Annotated in this window: 15 protein-coding genes; 5 read left to right on the plus strand and 10 right to left on the minus strand. The window is 42.9% G+C overall.

Annotation, left to right across the window (positions count from 1 at the left end; translation table 11 throughout):
- Window positions 1-89: 89 nt before the first annotated feature.
- Window positions 90-1,442, minus strand: coding sequence for a YdgA family protein (locus KDW99_RS06435; RefSeq protein ID WP_255828468.1), 1,353 nt, complete (start codon window positions 1,440-1,442; stop codon window positions 90-92).
- Window positions 1,443-1,629: 187 nt separating this feature from the next.
- On the opposite strand from KDW99_RS06435, the gene KDW99_RS06440 reads away from it, so the two are divergent.
- On the plus strand, window positions 1,630-2,313 hold the full coding sequence (locus tag KDW99_RS06440; RefSeq protein WP_255828469.1) for a hypothetical protein: 684 nt from the start codon (window positions 1,630-1,632) through the stop codon (window positions 2,311-2,313).
- 36 nt (window positions 2,314-2,349) lie between these two features.
- On the opposite strand, the gene KDW99_RS06445 is transcribed toward KDW99_RS06440, so the two are convergent.
- Window positions 2,350-3,147: a transglutaminase family protein gene (locus tag KDW99_RS06445; RefSeq protein WP_255828470.1), complete on the minus strand. Its 798-nt coding sequence runs from the start codon at window positions 3,145-3,147 to the stop codon at window positions 2,350-2,352.
- Between the two features lie 215 nt (window positions 3,148-3,362).
- Between KDW99_RS06445 and KDW99_RS06450 the strand changes: the two genes are divergently transcribed.
- On the plus strand, window positions 3,363-4,751 hold the full coding sequence (locus tag KDW99_RS06450) for an MATE family efflux transporter (protein WP_255828471.1): 1,389 nt from the start codon (window positions 3,363-3,365) through the stop codon (window positions 4,749-4,751).
- A 70-nt stretch (window positions 4,752-4,821) separates the two neighbouring features.
- On the opposite strand, the gene KDW99_RS06455 is transcribed toward KDW99_RS06450, so the two are convergent.
- Window positions 4,822-6,435, minus strand: coding sequence for an NAD(P)/FAD-dependent oxidoreductase (locus tag KDW99_RS06455; RefSeq protein ID WP_255828472.1), 1,614 nt, complete (start codon window positions 6,433-6,435; stop codon window positions 4,822-4,824).
- 170 nt (window positions 6,436-6,605) lie between these two features.
- On the opposite strand from KDW99_RS06455, the gene KDW99_RS06460 reads away from it, so the two are divergent.
- Entirely contained in the window at window positions 6,606-7,421 is an 816-nt protein-coding gene (locus tag KDW99_RS06460; RefSeq protein ID WP_255828473.1) for a TauD/TfdA dioxygenase family protein, read from the plus strand.
- Here KDW99_RS06460 and KDW99_RS06465 read toward each other — a convergent pair whose 3' ends face one another.
- Complete coding sequence (locus KDW99_RS06465; protein WP_255828474.1) at window positions 7,422-8,858, minus strand: SLC13 family permease; 1,437 nt, start codon at window positions 8,856-8,858, stop codon at window positions 7,422-7,424.
- Between the two features lie 58 nt (window positions 8,859-8,916).
- Window positions 8,917-9,855 (minus strand): N-acetyl-gamma-glutamyl-phosphate reductase, encoded by a 939-nt coding sequence (gene argC / locus KDW99_RS06470; protein ID WP_255828475.1) that lies wholly within the window; start codon window positions 9,853-9,855, stop codon window positions 8,917-8,919.
- Between the two features lie 150 nt (window positions 9,856-10,005).
- On the opposite strand from argC, the gene KDW99_RS06475 reads away from it, so the two are divergent.
- Window positions 10,006-10,482, plus strand: coding sequence for a Fis family transcriptional regulator (locus KDW99_RS06475; protein WP_255828476.1), 477 nt, complete (start codon window positions 10,006-10,008; stop codon window positions 10,480-10,482).
- Here the strand turns inward: KDW99_RS06475 and KDW99_RS06480 are convergent.
- The 4 genes from KDW99_RS06480 to aguA all read right to left on the minus strand — a co-directional run bounded on the left by KDW99_RS06480 (window position 10,479) and on the right by aguA (window position 15,541).
- The gene (locus KDW99_RS06480; RefSeq protein ID WP_255828478.1) at window positions 10,479-12,344 is read right to left on the minus strand and encodes a cation:proton antiporter domain-containing protein; all 1,866 of its coding nucleotides are present in this window, start codon (window positions 12,342-12,344) and stop codon (window positions 10,479-10,481) included. The genes KDW99_RS06475 and KDW99_RS06480 overlap by 4 nt on opposite strands.
- A gap of 96 nt (window positions 12,345-12,440) precedes the next feature.
- Entirely contained in the window at window positions 12,441-12,968 is a 528-nt protein-coding gene (hemG, locus tag KDW99_RS06485) for a menaquinone-dependent protoporphyrinogen IX dehydrogenase (RefSeq protein ID WP_255828479.1), read from the minus strand.
- 190 nt (window positions 12,969-13,158) lie between these two features.
- Window positions 13,159-14,136, minus strand: a complete 978-nt coding sequence (rsgA, locus tag KDW99_RS06490; protein WP_255828480.1) for a GTPase RsgA — start codon at window positions 14,134-14,136, stop codon at window positions 13,159-13,161.
- 304 nt (window positions 14,137-14,440) lie between these two features.
- A complete protein-coding gene (aguA, locus tag KDW99_RS06495; protein WP_255828481.1) occupies window positions 14,441-15,541 on the minus strand; it encodes an agmatine deiminase in 1,101 nt (366 codons plus the stop codon).
- 441 nt (window positions 15,542-15,982) lie between these two features.
- Here aguA and KDW99_RS06500 point away from each other — a divergent pair, with 441 nt between their 5' ends.
- Window positions 15,983-16,255: a hypothetical protein gene (locus tag KDW99_RS06500; RefSeq protein WP_114411813.1), complete on the plus strand. Its 273-nt coding sequence runs from the start codon at window positions 15,983-15,985 to the stop codon at window positions 16,253-16,255.
- 68 nt (window positions 16,256-16,323) lie between these two features.
- Here the strand turns inward: KDW99_RS06500 and KDW99_RS06505 are convergent, their stop codons facing one another.
- Window positions 16,324-17,676, minus strand: coding sequence for a sigma-54 interaction domain-containing protein (locus KDW99_RS06505; protein ID WP_255828482.1), 1,353 nt, complete (start codon window positions 17,674-17,676; stop codon window positions 16,324-16,326).
- Between the last annotated feature and the right edge of the window lie 45 nt (window positions 17,677-17,721).

Genomic DNA, 17,721 nt, shown 5'->3' on the forward strand with positions numbered 1-17,721 from the left:
GACTAAAAAAGGCGCGTCTTATTTCTGTTTGCACAGAATTTAAGACGCGCCTTTTTAGTTTGTAATTTGGCTATTTTTAAATACGTAACTTACATTAAAGGAAAGGCCGAATCGTAGATCTTGCCTTGGCCATCTTCGATGGTAATTTCGCTTTTATATTTGTCATCATCAAGCTGAATCAAGCCTTGTTGAACAAAGCTGTTAATGATCATTAATGCTTGTTGTTTTACTTCAGGGGCCGTCACTGGAGCACGCATTTTGCTGGCAATAAATTGCTCTGCGAAGTCACGAATTAAAGGCTCATCCGCTTCGATATTAGCTGTCACAACAGCGTTGTATAGCCAAAACTCAGGAATTAATAACTCATCAATGGTTGGTGTTTCAATATCAGCGAGTTTACTTGTCAGTGTCGCATTAAAGCTACCTTTAGGAAAAGTACCGCTGAAGTCTGTGATGTTGAATTCAGGTTTCGCGGCCAATAACTCACCAATATTGTTTTGCATAAAGGCAAACAGCGCGTCGCTGGAAGTGTCAGAAGTAGGCGATTCTGCTAGCACATCATCAGAGAACTTTTTGTAATCCATAAAGAACTTGTTACTGAGTTTTGTTAGCTCAGTGACAAAAGAAAGGTCACTCGCGGTGAAGGTTCCAATCATGGCATTTTTAATTAGATAGGCTACTTGAATATTTCCTAACTGAGTTTCTTGATCCAAACTAGAAGTCGCTTCAATGTTGAGACCTGAAAATTCCGTGTCTCCACCTACATTAAGCTTTTCAAGGCTTAGGTCAGTTGTACTGTCGTAAAAACCACCTTGCATAATGGAAGCGAGATCTGCATTTAGCTCAATAGAAATCGAAAACCCTTCCGCTTTAATTGGTGTGTAGCCGTCTACCACATCCATTTGATTTAAATTGCCTTGGTAGATGAATCCTTGGTCTGACATTTGACCTTGGCCAGCATAACCACTGAATTGAACCGTATCGGCTGGGTTAGTAAACTCAGGAATTGTATCCGCGATTTTGAAATTATCAGTAAAGCCGCCAAGAACAGAAAGCTCATAGAAAGGCTGATCTTCATCCCAATCAACGTAGTCACGCAGATTATCACCAGCAAAACGAATATCAGTTTTATACAAACCAAACAAACCTTGGCTTGAAAACAACAAAGGACCATAGTGCGTATCAATAGTGATCTCAGCTTCAATAGCCCCATCCTGAATGGTAGGATCGAATTGAGTCGCGTCAAAGGTAACAAGTACTTTATTTTCAGAGCCGAACCAGACTGAATTGGTAGACTCAATATTTGCTGTGTAACCTGGCGCTTTATTGATATTTGATATCAGTTCTACGATTTTTTCTTGATGCTTGGGTGCAATAAATTTAGGGGCAACTAAGCATGCAGCAACAAGCGTGAAAACGAGCACGGCAAGTATTTTTTTCACTGGAAGTTCCTTTTCATGGGATGGGTTAAAGTGGGCTCATGATACAGATTAAATGATAATGAAACAAAATTAAGATGAAGCATTTGCATTGGCTCTTATACCATTCTGGTTAGGTTTGGTTTAAGTTGGTATATGATGAGGTTTTTATTTATGTTCCGGTTATTATTTTTTTAAGGGTTATTAGACTATGGTTTTCGAAGAGTATTCTCAGGTAGTAAAAGGATTCCAGCATGAGCCGTTATTATCGTTAACCGAGACTTTCGACGCTGTTTGTTCAGCGCAAGACGCTTTGATCGCTGAGCTAGTCGAGAAGGGCGCCGCCATTGCTGGTTGGAAAATTGTCAATAAAGATGGCGTGATCATTCTTTCGCCTATTTTTGATTTTCAAGTATTTGCTAACTTTAGCGACTCCATTTCACAGCAAGAATGTCGTGGTACTGAGCTAGAGGTGTGCTTTCAATTGACAGTGCCAAGTAAAACCGATGAAGTCAATGAGTTAGTCGCTGGACTGGCTCCTTTTGCAGCCGTTGAATTAATTCGTGCAGAGATACATCCAAGCAACCATTCCGCATGCGACTTTTACTTTAACTACGGTGTTTTCGTTTCAAAAAAACCAGTCACTGGCGAGTTGGTCTTTGAAGGTGGTAATCAAAGTTATAGCTTCTCAGCAGAATTAGATCAGTTGGTTGAGGCAAAGAAAGACATTGTGAAAAAAGGGATGCTTCAATGTATTCAGCGAGGCTACGGTAATAAAGACTACTTTTTTATTACTGGAACCTTAAATGGATTAGTACCTGCGGCCGAGTCATTGGGCGTGAATCGAGTTATCAATCAAGGTGATGCTGTTATTCAATTTGAGATTGCTAAATAGCTTGATTCATTGTTTCGCTTCATGAAAAATTCTGTGTTATCGCGTTGGACCTTGGGTTTCTTGGACTTTAACATCGAGATTGAGCAGTTCTACTGGTGGGCCAAACTGGGTGTAGATGGCAACATCCGCAGCGTCTCGCCCAAAGGCAATAGCAACACGACCACCTTCTAAATCGGCCTGCGTCGGATCGAATGTGTACCAACGATTGCCAACGTAGGCTTCGAACCACGCATGCAAATCCATCGGCTCTAAGCCTTCGAGATAACCGACTACCATGCGTGCAGGAATGGCAAGAGCCCGACAACAAGCAATGCCTAAATGCGCCATATCTCGACAAACACCACGGCCTAATTCATTTAATTCAGAGGCACTCAGGTTTTGTTCACCTTCACCTGGTGTGTACTGAATATTTTGGCGGATATAATCGACGATAGCGCTGCATTGGTCATAACCTGGCGTTAAACCAGTAACGATGGATGAGGCCATATCAGTAAAATGATCTGAGTCGCAATAGCGGCTGGGGTGCAAGAAAGGTAAGGTTTCGTCTGGTAACTGTTGAATGTCGACAAAGGGCGCGCCAGGGGCAGAATCTGATGCATTAGCGGTTTCTATCACCACAGAAATTCGTATTGAAAAATGCCCTGCAGGGGCAACTAATCGCTGACATAAGTTACCAAATGAATCAGTAAACTCTACCGCCTGCACACTTGGAGACAAGACATATTCTTCTCGTGCGATCCATTGTTGCATACCACTACGGGGGCGCAACATAAGCACAAAAGGAGAAGGTGTTTCAATGTTGAACTCAAGAGTACTGGATGCTTCTAGCCACATAAAACAACTCATGAATAGGGAATGTGGTTACTACATTAGCAGCTATGAGAGGGATCAGCCATAGAGCTTAAGTAACAGAAATTGCTATTTTTGATACTTCTCACGATAAAAGCTCCCGTTCGTTTCTTGCTTAGAATAATATCCTCATAGCCTATGATGGTAGCTCATACTCTAAATACCTTTTGCTTGTGGTGATATAGCGGGACATATTTCTAATGACGACAGAATCACATAAAAACAATACGTTTCTAAATAAGCCTTTATCGTTTGTTTTTCTAAAAACGGCCGCGCCGATTATTTTAATTATGATGGTGAACGGTTCGTTTGCGCTGGTAGATGCATACTTTCTCGGTTTGTTTGTAGGTGCGGATGCTCTGACTGCGGTTACTTCTATGTTTCCTGCTTTTATTCTGATTGTTGCTTTATCAACGCTCGTATCGAATGGTTTTGCCAGTTTGATGGCACGGCAGTTGGGTGCGGGAAATAGCTCCAGTGCCGTAGACGTTTTTTCTCAAGCAATTAGCTTGTCTTTATTGGTTTGTTTGGTGTTGATTGGGTTATTTCTGCTAGGTGGACACGCATTGACAGATGCTGTCAGCAATGGCTCCAATTTGATTGCCGATATGAGTTATCGCTACATATCCATCTTGGTTTTTTGCTCCCCTCTGATCTTTATTTTGGCCATCAATGGCGATAGTTTACGCTGCGAAGGGCGTGTTTCTTTCATGGCATCAGTTTCTCTTTTGTCCGTATTATTAAATGGGATTTTCAATTACCTACTGATTGTTAGACTGAACTGGGGGGTGGAAGGTTCAGCTTATGGGACTGTCTTCGCACAAGCTGTTTCTTTGATTATCATTTTTTTCTACCGTAAATCTCAGAAAAACGAGCTTAACCTTCAGGTGATTCTGTTTTCAAAATCCCGACAGCATTGGCTGACATTTTTGTCTTTAGGTGCGCCATCGAGTTTAAATTATATTGGCTTGGCATTAACGTCTGGGGCTATTTTATACAACTTACAAATATGGGATGCTGCTAATTATGCAACGACAGTGGGCGCTTATGGCATTGTTACGCGTTTAATGACGTTTATTTTCTTGCCTCTACTTGGGCTTAGTATGGCTTTTCAGGCGATTGTGGGTAATAACTTTGGAGCCAATTCGCTAGGTAGAGTAAATACCAGTATCCGAATTGCTTTGACTGTTGCCTTTGTTTATTGCCTGCTGTTACAGCTTATTGCGTTTGTTTTTAGAAGTGATTTGGGAGCCTTGTTTGTTAGTGATCAGGCGGTTATCAGTGAGGTTGTTCGAATCTTACCGCTTTCTACACTAGCGCTTTTCCTAGTCGGCCCGCAAATGATGATTAGCATGTTTTTTCAAGCCATTGGCGATGCGAAAAGAGCAGGTATCCTTGGCATCATGAAAACCTATGTCTTTTCTCTGCCGTTGATTTTCATTTTACCGTATTTCTTTTCCGAATGGGGAATTTGGTATGCCGCTGCGAGCACCGAGTTTCTTGCTTTGTTGCTGACTGTTTTTGTATTAGGTCAGCGTAATCGAACTCAAAACACCAGGCTTGGGTTGTTTTATAAAGAAGCACAATGAGCCTTTGGAATGCTCATTGTGCTTCTTGTTCTGAAAGGTTACCAACATAGCCATCTATGTCTGCAAAAAATTACTGAGCGCTTTTGGCGTTAATGCTCAATGCCATGGCTTCGGCGATTTTGATGCCGTCAATGGCCGCTGACATGATGCCGCCTGCGTAGCCTGCACCTTCACCCGCTGGGAATAAGCCTTTGGTGTTGATGCTTTCAAGGCTGTCGTTTTCGCGTTTGATGTTGATAGGTGCCGAAGTGCGTGTTTCTACACCAGTAAGTAGAGCGTCGTCGAAGGCAAAGCCTCGGATTTTCTTATTAAAAGCCGGAATGGCTTCGCGAATCGCTTCAATACAAAAATCTGGCAAGGCATCGGCTAGGTTAGTAAGTTTAATACCCGGTTTGAAAGAAGGCTCAACTGTACCGAGTTTTTCAGGTGTTTCGTTACGCAAAAAGGCACCGACGGTTTGTGCTGGCGCATCGTAGTTGCTGCCACCCAATTCATAAGCAAGGCTTTCTAGCTTGCGTTGGAATTCGATTCCTGCAAGCGGGCCACCAGGGTAATCGGATGGATCAATACCCACAACAATGGCGCTGTTGGCGTTGCGCTCATTGCGAGAGTATTGACTCATACCATTGGTAACTACGCGATTTTCTTCTGATGTAGCTGCAACGACGGTGCCGCCAGGGCACATGCAGAAGCTGTAAACGGAACGACCATTTTTACAGTGGTGAACCAGTTTGTAATCCGCCGCACCCAGAATCTCGTTACCCGCATTTGGGCCAAAGCGTGCTTTATCGATAGAGGATTGCTCGTGTTCGATACGAAAGCCCACCGAGAAGGGTTTGGCTTCGATGTATACGCCTTTGTTGTGCAGCATCTCGAAGGTGTCACGAGCACTGTGGCCAATAGCAATAGCGATGTGTTTAGAATGCAGTTGTTCGCCATCGGCAAGTGTAACGCCAGTGACTTGGCCGTCTTCAATGTGCAAATCATCTACGCGACAGCTGAAACGAATTTCGCCACCCAGCTCAATAATTTGTGCGCGCATTTTCTCGACCATGGCAACCAGCTTAAAGGTACCAATGTGAGGTTTGCTGACGAAGAGGATTTCATCTGGCGCGCCAGCAGCCACAAATTCGTTTAGTACTTTACGGCTGTATTGTTTAGGGTCTTTAACCTGACTATAAAGTTTACCGTCAGAGAAGGTCCCCGCGCCGCCTTCACCGAACTGCACGTTGGATTCAGTGTTCAGAATTTTTTTACGCCAAAAGCCAAAGGTATCTTTGGTGCGTTCACGTACTTCTTTACCGCGTTCTAGAACGATTGGCTTGTAGCCCATTTGCGCTAAAACTAAAGCCGCTAATAAACCACAAGGGCCAAATCCAATGACGATAGGGCGCTCGGTTAGTGTTGCTGGTGCTTGTGCGACTTGATGATAGTCTAGGTCGGGTGTTTCTTTGACTTGTTGGTGATCCGCGAATTGGCTAAGTAAGTCATCGTTGCACGTCGTTTCAACATCCAAGGTGTAGATCAGCATGATGTTGGTTTTTTTGCGCGCATCGTAGCCGCGGCGAAAGACGTTAAAACTAACGAGTTTCTCCGCTGAAACATCAAGCATGGATAAAATCGCGTTTTCTACTGCGCTAGCGTCGTGATCAAGAGGAAGTTGGATATTGGAAAGTCGTATCATAGGAATCAATAATTAGAATGCTGGGTCAAGAGTGATTTAACGGGCATAGTACGATATTTTAGCTGAAAAAGCTGGTAAAACTTGCTTTATTGGCAAGACAGTCGGTGAATTTTTTTAGTATCGCAGAGCGTATTAGTTTTATTCAAATAATAGAGAGAGGACATTTTATTATGATTGTTCACCCTTTGGCTGACGTGCTTGGCGCTCAAGTTGATGGCATAGATTTGTCCGCGTTAACGTCACAAACTGTTGGGGACATTTATCAAGCATTTTTGACCCATAAAGTGTTGTTCTTTCGTGATCAATGTCTGTCTCCAGAACAGCATCTTGCCTTAGGTCGAATGTTTGGTGAACTAGAGCCTGCGCATCCTTTCTTCCCACATTTGGCCGAAAACGATCAAGTCGTCATTATTGAAACCGCTCGTGGTAACCCACCGGGAGAAAGTTTTTGGCACACGGACATGACATGGCAAGAAACGCCACCAAAATGTTCAATATTGCATGCCCAGTATGTGCCAAAAGAAGGTGGTGACACGATTTGGTCTAACATGGCGGCGGTGTTTGCGAGTTTATCGAAAGAAGATCGAAATATGCTAGATTCTATGGACGCTATTCATGGATTGCACGCGTTCGAAGGCAGTCGATACGACGAACAAGATGATTCGGGTAAAAGTCGAGTCGCACAAAAATCTCAAGCTTATCCACCTATCGTTCGTCCAATGGTGACTCGTCATCCGGAGACCAATGAAGCGGTTTTGTTTATCAACGAGCAGTTTACGCGCTCGGTTGTTGGTCTTGATGATAAGGAAAGTCGAGCCTTGCTAGATCGACTGTTTGCTATTGCTCGACAAGCTCAGTTTCATGTCCGATTTCAATGGCAAGCTGGTTCGGTTGCCATTTGGGACAACCGAGTGACTCAGCACTTTGCAGTGACGGATTATGGTGATCAACCCAGAAAACTGCATCGAGTAACGGTTCGGGGTTAGTTAAAACATTCCCAGAATATGCCACCAGAGGAAGTTTAATGGTAGTAATAAAACACTTGTTAGCGCAAAGGTCGCCAAACATACTTTTGTGACAGCGCTGATCGATAAATTACCAAGCGCTATCGCGGTAATCAAAGGTGGCGCTTGATAAGGCAACAAGACGTTGGAGAATGCCAGCACTTGAGTCATTAGTACAGCGTTATTGGACAAGCCAGTAATGTTAGCAAGATGCTCTGCCATTGGCGTCATAATGGCGGGTACACCAGCCAAATTTGTCACCACTGACACGCAAGTAGAAATAAAGGTCAACAAGCCTAAATTCATCAAAGGTGAATCTTGGCTGAAAGGAATTACCTCGGTTAAATAGTTCACCAAGATATTACCCAATCCAGAATAAGCAATGATGGCACTTAAACCGATAATCCCTGCAGCGAATAACAAAGTACCGTACTGGATATCTTTGTCGATGCTATTCTTTGCGGTTAAACCAAGGTTTGGCCATAGACAAACGAGTGCAGTAATAAGCCCAATCCAACCTGCAGAAATATGATGCAGCGAGTCGGTAAACCAGAAAGCAAAGCAAACACAAAGCACAATTAATAAGCGCGTTTCTACTTTCGTCATGGCGGATTTTTCTATGGTTGCTTGTATCGCTTGGTTTGGTGCTTTGTCTGGAAAAAGCCACAAGATAACGCCAATGGTCATGACTAACTTACCAAACCCCAAGACAGGAAAATGCAGAAGTAGATATTCGCCATAAGAAAAAGGCGCGTTATACAGGGCTTCCGTCATACCAGAGAGCAGCATGTTAGGCGCATTTGCTGGCAGGATAGCAAAGGCTGGTAAGAAGGTTCCAAATGCCCCAGCTAATAACATACCTTTTCGACCATTGGAGTTTTGGTCATAGCCAAAGTGATCGGCTAAGGAGGCAATGATCGGGATAATGAGTACGATACGACTCACACCAGAGGGGATCAAAAAGGCCAACGCCATCGCAAACAAAGCAATTTTTATTATGGTGCCCTGGTAGCTATTGCCCAAAATAAGCATTAGTAATCGAGTTACGCGAGAACTGATTCCCGTATGATTAATCGCTGCGCCAAACACCATACCGCTGAACAATAACCAAAATGTAGATGACTGAAACCCGGCGAATATCACTTGTGTGGGCGCTAGCTGTGTTGCTGTCGCAAAAGCAAATAAGCCTAAAGCTGGCCAATAAGCAGGCACCAAAGATGTTGCCCAGAAAGCGATGCAAATGAACAATAGCCCAGCAGTTAACGATTGGGGAAGCGTAAGAAATTGGTATGAAATAGCCCCAATGGCCAATGTCATCGCTAAAATCAAATAAAGCGGCCAGCTAGGTTTGCTTGGGGATGTCAATGAGGGCGTTGGTGTTGTTTCAGCAACATGTGGGGAATTATTTTTATTATTCATTGGATGCTCTAAAGCACAAATCCCACCTTCTTTTTACAGAGAAGGTGGGATAAGGAGACTAGCGAAGATTCACGGCGGTTGCTTCGTCAAAACCTAACATAATGTTTAGGTTTTGTACGGCAGCGCCAGATGCACCTTTGCCAAGGTTATCCAGTTTTGCAACCAGTATACCTGACTTATTACCAGGTTCACTTAGAACGGACAGCTCGATTTGGTTGGTGTCTTCAAGACCATGAGGTGTCAAGAATGGGGCAGCGTTATCGGCAATCATATTAAAGCCATTAACGGTAACAAACATGTCATTGGCATACACTTCGGCCAACTTAGCTTGCAATTGTTCCATGGTGACGTCGCCTTTTAAGTTGATCGGTAAAAACGTCAACATGCCTTGGCGAAAGTTACCCACACTTGGGACGAAAATCGGTGCGTTATCCAAGCCAGACCATTTTTTCGTTTCTGCTAAATGTTTATGATTAAAACTTAAGCCATAAGCCCCATAAATGGGCGCGTTGTTGGTGCTTTCATAGCGATCAATGAGCGCGTTACCGCCGCCACTGTAACCTGATACTGCATTGATTGAATAATCATAAGAAGCAGACAGTAATCCGGCTTCAATCAAAGGCTTCAGCAACAAGATAGCACCTGTTGGATAACAACCAGGGTTAGATACAAACTGTGCTTCTTTGATTTTATCGCGCTGAGTGACGTCTAGTTCAGGCAAACCATATACCCAACCATCGGCAACACGGTGAACCGAGCTGGCGTCTAAAATGCGGCAGCCTTCTTCTTTGGCTAAAACAACGCTGTCTTTGGCGGCATCATCAGGTAGGCAAAGTACAGTCACATCCGCTTTTTTCATCAAGCGACGTTTTTCTTCAATATCGCGTTTTTTATCTGGGTCGATACTGATAATTTCAATGCCGGGATGCTTAATTAGACGATCTTTTACTTGAAGGCCAGTAGTGCCTGTTTCGCCATCAATAAATACTTTTTTCACAGCGTGATTCCTTACTAGGTGTCTTGCATCAAAGTAAAAGCAGGCGCTTTTATGAGTTTCTGCTTTTATCAGATGTTTGAAAGATGTTTTAGATAATGCCAAATAGTGTAATGCATCGGGGTTCGGCTGAATAGTTGATAGAAACGCTTAATGCCCAAAAAAGCATTTTTATCCCATATGATTGAACAACTGGAGACGGTTGGTTGTAATTCTGCAACAGGTTACACTTTCTGCCTCTTTAACCAGCTATGTGTTTTTATGAAGAAGTCCGATAAGAAAATTGATAATGCTCTTCGGGAAGCGTTAACTAACGTGTGCGAAACCGCTTTGGGTTCTGTGGAAGGTTTTGTTTGGTTAACGCATGTTGTTAATTACAATGCGTTTCCTAATTCACTCAAAATCGTTTGTGTGTTCGAAACGGACTTGTCTTTGTCTAAAGCCATTGAAGCCAAGCAAGACGAGTACTTTTATACGCTTATTCATCAAGAGTTAAGCGCTGCAAAAATCACATTAAACAAGCTTCGTCAGCAGGTGAGCTTTGATAGCGAAGAAGCTTGCGAGCGCTCCCATGCTGGTAAATGGAATGAACGACTCGCTAAGTTGCAACCTAGCGTGACGTTGCATTAATCGGCCTGATCTTGAATGTCTTTCATGGCTTTTTGAAGCTGTGGGTTTTTCTCTTCAAGGTACGCTTTGAGGCGATCGATAAAGACGCTGTTTTCATGGAAAGGCACGCCTATCTGATGAGCGTCTGCTACTTCGACCATAGACACTTTATCGTGCTGGTTAAACACGTCGATCATCTGTTCCGCTTTATGGTGAGAAATACCCAGTGCTTCAAAGGCAGAGCGTCCCATACGTAGACTACTGTCGTAGTTTTCTCGAATAATATCTCGGCATCCAGAGGCCCATAAATCGTATACGTGGTTATTGTCGAATGCGCGCGCGATAACATGCAGTTCAGGGTGATGTTCTTTGACATATTTGACAAGTTTGGTGGTTTGCTCTGGATTATCAATGGCGATAATCAGCAGTGAAGCGTCATCTATACCCGCTGCTTTAAGTAAATCCGGACGAGTCGCATCACCAAAGTAGTTTTTTACACCAAAGCGTTCTAGCGCTCTAAGACGTTTTACGCTGAAATCAATAACCGTTGAATGGTATCCAGCTAGGCGTAAAAGGTTATCTATCGTGCTTCCCATTCGCCCTGAACCGGCAATGATGATTTTGTTATCTTCAGGCAGATCGTCGTGTGCACTTGCAGATTGGTCGGTGGCATAACGGGGAGCGATCACGCGGTCATAGATAATAAATAACACTGGGGTTAGCAGCATAGATAACGCCACCACCAGTAGCAGAAGGTCGGCAATCTCTTGCGATATCACCGCATTGCTGACGGTAAATGACAGCAGTACAAAACCAAATTCCCCAGCTTGCGCAAGACTTAGTGCAAATAGCCATTTGTTTGACCCACGAATATTGAAAATCCGTCCTAATATGAAAAGCGTCGTGGCTTTTAGGAGGATTAATCCGATGGTTAAGCCAAGGATAGAGAGAAAGTTGTTAAACAATAGGGCGAAGTTGATGCCTGCGCCGACAGTCATAAAGAAGAGTCCGAGCAATAATCCTTTAAATGGCGCGATATCGCTTTCTAATTCATGGCGATAAGGCGAATTGGCCAGAACGACACCAGCTAAGAACGCCCCCAAAGCAGGAGACAAGCCAACCAAAGACATCAGTAGCGTGGTGCCGATGACAAACATGAGTGCGGTCGCGGTAAATAACTCTCTCAATTCTGCGACTGAAATAAAGCGAAAGATGGGAGTCACTAAGAAGCTCCCTCCTAAAACCACGGTGGCGATTGCGCCTATGGTCACTAAGGCGGTTTGCCATGCATCTAATTTGTCAACTAGTGTTGCTGAGTGGCTTCCAGCCTGAGTAATATCCGCAGCATGATTGAGCGATTCAATTAACTCAGGCGTGGCAAGTAGAGGGATAAACGCCAACATCGGAATCACCACAATGTCTTGAGCGAGCAGCACGGCAAAAGACGATTGACCACCGTCGGATGTCATCAAACCTTTTTCCGTTAAGGTTTGAATCACGATGGCGGTTGAAGAAAGTGCTAGCACCAAACCAATGGCCAAGCTAGTGCGCCATTCTTGGTTTAGCAACATTCCTATAGCCATAATTAAAAGGGCGGTTAACACAACCTGTCCGCCCCCTAAGCCGATTAATTTGGACTTTAGTGCCCAGAGCTTTTTCGGGTTTAGTTCTAATCCAACAAGAAACAGCATCATCACCACACCTAGCTCGGCAAAGTGTTGGATGGAAATAATGTCGACTTTTAATAATGTTAGTATTGGGCTGATAATAATCCCAGCGAGCAGATAACCCAATACAGAACCCAGTCCAAGCCGTGATGCAATAGGAACAGAAATGACCCCTGCAACCAAAAAAATAAAGGTTAGCAACAGCGTATCAGTCATTTCATTTTTCCTTTTCTAATCGCTAAATAGAATAAGTTGGCAATTTAGTGTGGTTCAGTGTTGTCGCTTTACTATAGATGGTTCCCCATCGGTGTATTACATATCGCTTACGGATTGGGCAAACAGGTTCACGCTATTCCAGTTGGTAAATTCCATATTGGTTTTTGGATCGGTCGGTCCTTTGGTCATCCACATAATAAAGCGGATCATATTACGATCGATAAAGCCGTATTGCGGATAATTTAATTTCCCTGCAAAAACACCTTGTACACTAGGCTTCCAATCAAGTTGCGCCAACAGTTTAATAATGTACGGATTGGTATCTGGTTGGCACTTCTCAGGTTTACGAGCCACAAGGTTCACGGTGTAAAAAGCATTTGGCTTACTTTCAAGTTGAGTTTTATTTTGTTCGATAAAGTCGATCACAACTTTCTGGTGTTTGCCGTAGCGAATGCTGGCACCAATGACTACCTTGTCATGTTTGGCTAGGCTTTCAGCCGTTGCCTCTTCTACTGGTAAAAGAGTCACGATATGGCCTTGGCTCTCGATAACGTCTTGTATTGTCAGGCTTATCTTTTTCGTGTGACCGTCTGTAGTTGAATAAATCATTAAAATATTAGACATGGAGATTCAGAAAAGCTGCCTCTGTTAGAGTGGAGTAAAAACGAATAGAGCGGTTGTTATAAACACTCAGTGGCTTGCTGTAAAGGGCGGAGGGCGTGGTTATTGTTTTTGGAAGTTTTTTTACAATAAAAAAGCGGACTATCAAACATAGTCCGCTTTCTGTTTTGCTAGTGTTAGCTTGCTCTAAATTTTACTCAGCAGAACTGTGTTTTCGAGCGCGTATATCGGATTGTGCGCTGCGATAGAACTTTTCTTGCGGTTTAGATTTAGTCACTTGATCATCATCGCTATCTTCATTACGAAGCAGCATAAAGTCAGCCACACGTTGCTCATCTAAACGATTCGCCTCAACGGCGCCTTTGATGGCGCACCCAGGCTCGCCTTGGTGATGGCAATCGCTGAAACGACATTCTTTTTCCAATGCAATGATGTCGGCAAAGTTTGCTATCGCACTGCTATCAAATTCAGCAAGCTGTAATTCACGCATGCCCTCGGTATCAAGCAAAATAGCACCGGATGGCATAATCTTTAATGCGCCAGAGTCGCCAATGTTTCTTTGTGCTTTGCCTTCGGCTGTGGTTTGCATCAATGTCTTTATCAATGCGGATTTACCTGAACCAACTGCGCCAAGTAAGGCAATGGTTTTACCTTTCTTAAGCAAGGGCGATAAACATTGTAGGCTGCCAGCGTCTAAAGCATTAACCGTCTCTACAATAAGTAACGGATCAAGCTTTTCTACTTGGGCACGTTTTTCTGCCGCATCACTACAGGTATCGGCTTTTGTCAAAATAACAACAGCGTCAGCTTGAGCATCGTGAGTCAGTTCTAAATAACGTTTAATCAACGCCAAATTGAAATCTTGGTTTAATGCACACATTAAAAACACAGTGTCTATATTTGAAGCGATGTTTTCAAATACAGAGCTTGGTTCTAAAAGGCGTAAAAAATTATATTCAGTATCGGTAACAACCCAGTCGCCGACAGCCATGCTTGGCATATCTGAATCACTTTCTAAGTTAAAGAAACCAGACTCACTGACAAGCTCGTAATAGCTATCTTTTTGAGAGCAGATACGAGCAATACGGTTAGATTCTAAATCATCCAATGATAACTGTTGTTGAAAGTAAGCCTGCCAGCCTAAGTCCAATAAAGTAAACGTGGAATCCATTAATATTACCCCAAGCGAAATACGCCATCGTAAATAAGAAGCAAAACGCTTCAATTAGTACAACCGAACATAAGCAACATCTTTTGTTTATGTTCTAGCCAGAAAATACATAAAACACCAATGCGTTATAGACCGTTTTTACAAGGCGTTAATGCACGAGGTTAGCACAGTGTGAGTGCACTACAAACAGAAATATCACTGTCATAAAAAAGGTTTATATTTGATGCTTTTATACGGAAATAGCAACAAGATATTTGTTATCAAATGGTAACTCTATTCAATATTTTAACGATATTAAAACGCTTTATACAGCACACTTTATCGGCACTTGCTGAGTAATGCAGTGAATGTTTCCTCCACCCAATAATATGTTTCTGGCGTAAACACCTGTTACTGTAAACTCGGGAAAGGCTTTTTGTAGAATCTCTCTCGCTTGCTCATCGGTTTTTACACCGAATGTTGGAAATATAATACTTTTGTTCGTAATTAAGAAGTTGGCGTAGGAAGCGGCGAGGCGTTCTCCAGCTTGTCGATTCATTGAATCGCTTTCGAGTAGATTTTGAGCCTCGTCTTCAGATACAAAAAGCGGCCCTGGCAATGGCAGTTTAATGATCTCTAGTGCTCGACCTTTGGCATCAATCGTTTCGCTTAGGACTTTCAATGCGGCTTTACTGATGGCGTATTGTGGGTCATCTGAGTCATCACAATCGGTTAATGCGACAACGCCCGGGCGAATAACATGCATGATGTTATCAACGTGACCGTTGGTTTCATCGTTATAAAGCCCATCTTTTAACCAAATAATTTTTTCGACATTCAAGTAAGCCTTTAAGAGGTCTTCAATGTCGTTTTTGCCTAGATGCGGATTACGGCTTGGATGAAGTAGGCATTCTTCCGTTGTAAATAAGGTGCCTTCGCCATCGACATGAATAGAGCCACCTTCAAGAATTAAGGGGACTTGGTAAACTGGGTCACCAGTAACCATCGCCATTTTTTCGGCAACCGCATTATCTTGTTCCCAAGAATCATATAGGCCGTCCAGTTCTCCACCCCAAGCATTAAACTGCCAACTATTGGCACGTCGTTCGCCAAGATCGTTAACAACATAAGTGGCACCTATGTCACGCATCCAACAATCGTCAGAGGGGATTTCAATGACTCGGATTTGATCAGGTAAGGCGGTTCGAGCTTGTTCATAATGCTTAGCATCGACAATAAAAGTGACATTGGTTGATTGCGCAATCGCTGTTGCCACCGCAACAAACTCTGCTTGAGCGTGCTTGCCTTTTTCTCGCCAGTTGTCTTCGCGGGTTGGCCAAGCCATCCAGACTTGATCTTGCGGTTCGTGCTCTGCAGGCATACGAAAACCATCTAATTTTGGTGAGGTGTTTAGCGTGGTGCTCATTAACGTGTCCTTAATAGTCGCTTATAAGTAAAGCAAAGGTTTTGGCCAATTTTATGGCAGACATACAAACATTCAAGAGACTTTTTGTGTATTTCACCAAATGAGTGGTTTATTTAATCGACAAAAATGGTCGCTAGATCATATTTTTTGCGTCTTTACAATTACTCGACGGAAACAGTTACCGAGTAATTTTGTAAAAACTACTTGTTAGCAGCTTAGTAGAGATTGTCTCTGATTAAATGTTTTCCGATAAAGTCTTTATTTATCAGTATCTTATGGATTTTTTGAAAAAGTTGGCACGCGCTTCGCAATACTCTAAGTGAAATCAACAACACGAACATAAGTTCTCTTTTTTAGGTTGTTGAGTTGATTATTTGGGCTGCAGGCATAGACCGCAATTATTGCTCCCAAACTTTTAAAAACTAAATGGAGGTTACCATTATGAATATTAAACGCACTCTACTAAATACTGCTTTGGTTCTTGTTACTGCTGGTACATTGGCTGCATGTGATCAGAGCTCTGATGACAACAAAGTAGAAGACGCAATGTCCAATGCTGGTGATGCTGTTGAGCAAACTATGGATGATGCTGGTGATGCACTGAACAACGCTGGCAACTCAATTGAAGACACTATGACCGATACAGGTAACGCCATTGAAGATAAGTGTGAAGAAGCAAAAGAAGGCATGAACGCCAAAGACACTGATTGCTAAAATGAACAGAAAAAAGGCCGAGTGATCGGCCTTTTTTCTAACATTTTTTAAATATGACTTTTATTGCTTTATAAAAAATCAGTTTGGTCGTATTTATCCAATTTGTTATAGAGAGTTTTGATACTGATGCCAAGTTGATTGGCTGTATCGGTTTTATTGCCGTCATTGTTTTTGAGTGTTTTTAAGATGGCAATTTTTTCGATGTCATCTAAACGCATGCCAGTAGGAATACCTGCTGTGGTGCTGGTTTCGGTTTGATCGCTAAGATCATTGGTAACAAGGTGTTCTGGGTGAATAATAGAGTCTGACAGAATGTAAGCTCGCTCTACAGCGTGTTTTAATTCACGCACATTGCCTGGCCAAGTGTAATGGTTGATCTTTTCTAGGCTTTGTTCTGAAAAGTGTTTTTGCTGACCATCTTGAGCGTTTCGGTAAGCCAAAAAGTGCTGAGCAAGGCCACAGGCATCACCTTCACGGGCACGTAACGTAGGAACCATGATAGGAAATTGAGCTAAACGAAAATAGAGGTCTTCGCGGAAAACCTCGTCTCGAATGGCGTCACTTAATGTGCGGTTTGTGGCTGCAACAATGCGTACGTTAGCGATTTTTACTTGTTGAGAGCCAACAGGCTTGTATTCACCGCTTTCAAGCACTCTTAATAGTTTTACTTGTTGCTCATACGGCATCTCGGTGATTTCATCTAAAAACAGAGTACCGCCTTCTGCTTGCTCGAAAACGCCTTGGTGATCTTTATGTGCTCCGGTAAATGCACCTTTAACATGACCGAATAGTTCACTGTCAATCAATTCGGGGCTAAGTGCTCCACAGTTGATAGCGACAAAAGGGCCTTCGGCGCGTTGACTGAAAACATGTAATGTATTGGCGATAAGCTCTTTACCAGTGCCACTTTCGCCCATAATAAAAGCGTTGGCTTTAGTTGCAGCTACTTTTCGAATGGTACGATAAAGAGAGTGCATCGCCGTTGAAGAGCCGACCAATAATCCAAATTGATCCAAATAGCTGGTTTGGGTGTGAGTGTTTTCGTGAGATCGGTTTAGGTCATAAAAGACTTCTTCTAACGAAGATTCAATCAGTTTTAGATTGTAAGGGGCGCGATAGTGAAATCCGGCGCCTTTCTGCATTAGCGAATCCAGTATTGGGTCAGGTTCGCCTTTGCTGAAAAATAAGAATTCAGTCTGATACAAGACAGGGCTATTAATAAGCGCTTTTAAGGCAACATCCTGTAATGAACTGACTTCAATAAGAGCAACATCAGATTTTGTGGTGGACAGTTGATCCAGCCAGTTTTCATCTTGATGACTGATGTTTAACTCGTATTGTCGAACGCCATTTAAAGATAGCAAATTTGAAGCTAATAATGGATCTTGAACATGCATAAATAGCTTTGGTGAAGACATCATTATTTTCCCTAGATAGAACAGAAGATTGATCCTAAAATTTATATG

The sequence above is a fragment of the Marinomonas rhizomae genome, assembly GCF_024397855.1.
Classification (GTDB): Bacteria; Pseudomonadota; Gammaproteobacteria; order Pseudomonadales; family Marinomonadaceae; genus Marinomonas; species Marinomonas rhizomae_A.

Excerpts from the sequence above, each read along its gene's own strand:
- KDW99_RS06465 (WP_255828474.1), bottom strand. The coding sequence starts at position 8,858 with ATGAATAATAAAAATAATTCCCCACATGTTGCTGAAACAACACCAACG.
- KDW99_RS06440 (WP_255828469.1), top strand. The coding sequence starts at position 1,630 with ATGGTTTTCGAAGAGTATTCTCAGGTAGTAAAAGGATTCCAGCATGAG.
- rsgA (WP_255828480.1), bottom strand. The coding sequence starts at position 14,136 with ATGGATTCCACGTTTACTTTATTGGACTTAGGCTGGCAGGCTTACTTT.
- KDW99_RS06505 (WP_255828482.1), bottom strand. The coding sequence starts at position 17,676 with ATGATGTCTTCACCAAAGCTATTTATGCATGTTCAAGATCCATTATTA.
- KDW99_RS06475 (WP_255828476.1), top strand. The coding sequence starts at position 10,006 with ATGCCCAAAAAAGCATTTTTATCCCATATGATTGAACAACTGGAGACG.
- KDW99_RS06500 (WP_114411813.1), top strand. The coding sequence starts at position 15,983 with ATGAATATTAAACGCACTCTACTAAATACTGCTTTGGTTCTTGTTACT.
- KDW99_RS06460 (WP_255828473.1), top strand. The coding sequence starts at position 6,606 with ATGATTGTTCACCCTTTGGCTGACGTGCTTGGCGCTCAAGTTGATGGC.
- KDW99_RS06480 (WP_255828478.1), bottom strand. The coding sequence starts at position 12,344 with ATGACTGATACGCTGTTGCTAACCTTTATTTTTTTGGTTGCAGGGGTC.
- aguA (WP_255828481.1), bottom strand. The coding sequence starts at position 15,541 with ATGAGCACCACGCTAAACACCTCACCAAAATTAGATGGTTTTCGTATG.
- KDW99_RS06445 (WP_255828470.1), bottom strand. The coding sequence starts at position 3,147 with ATGTGGCTAGAAGCATCCAGTACTCTTGAGTTCAACATTGAAACACCT.
- KDW99_RS06455 (WP_255828472.1), bottom strand. The coding sequence starts at position 6,435 with ATGATACGACTTTCCAATATCCAACTTCCTCTTGATCACGACGCTAGC.
- hemG (WP_255828479.1), bottom strand. The coding sequence starts at position 12,968 with ATGTCTAATATTTTAATGATTTATTCAACTACAGACGGTCACACGAAA.
- KDW99_RS06450 (WP_255828471.1), top strand. The coding sequence starts at position 3,363 with ATGACGACAGAATCACATAAAAACAATACGTTTCTAAATAAGCCTTTA.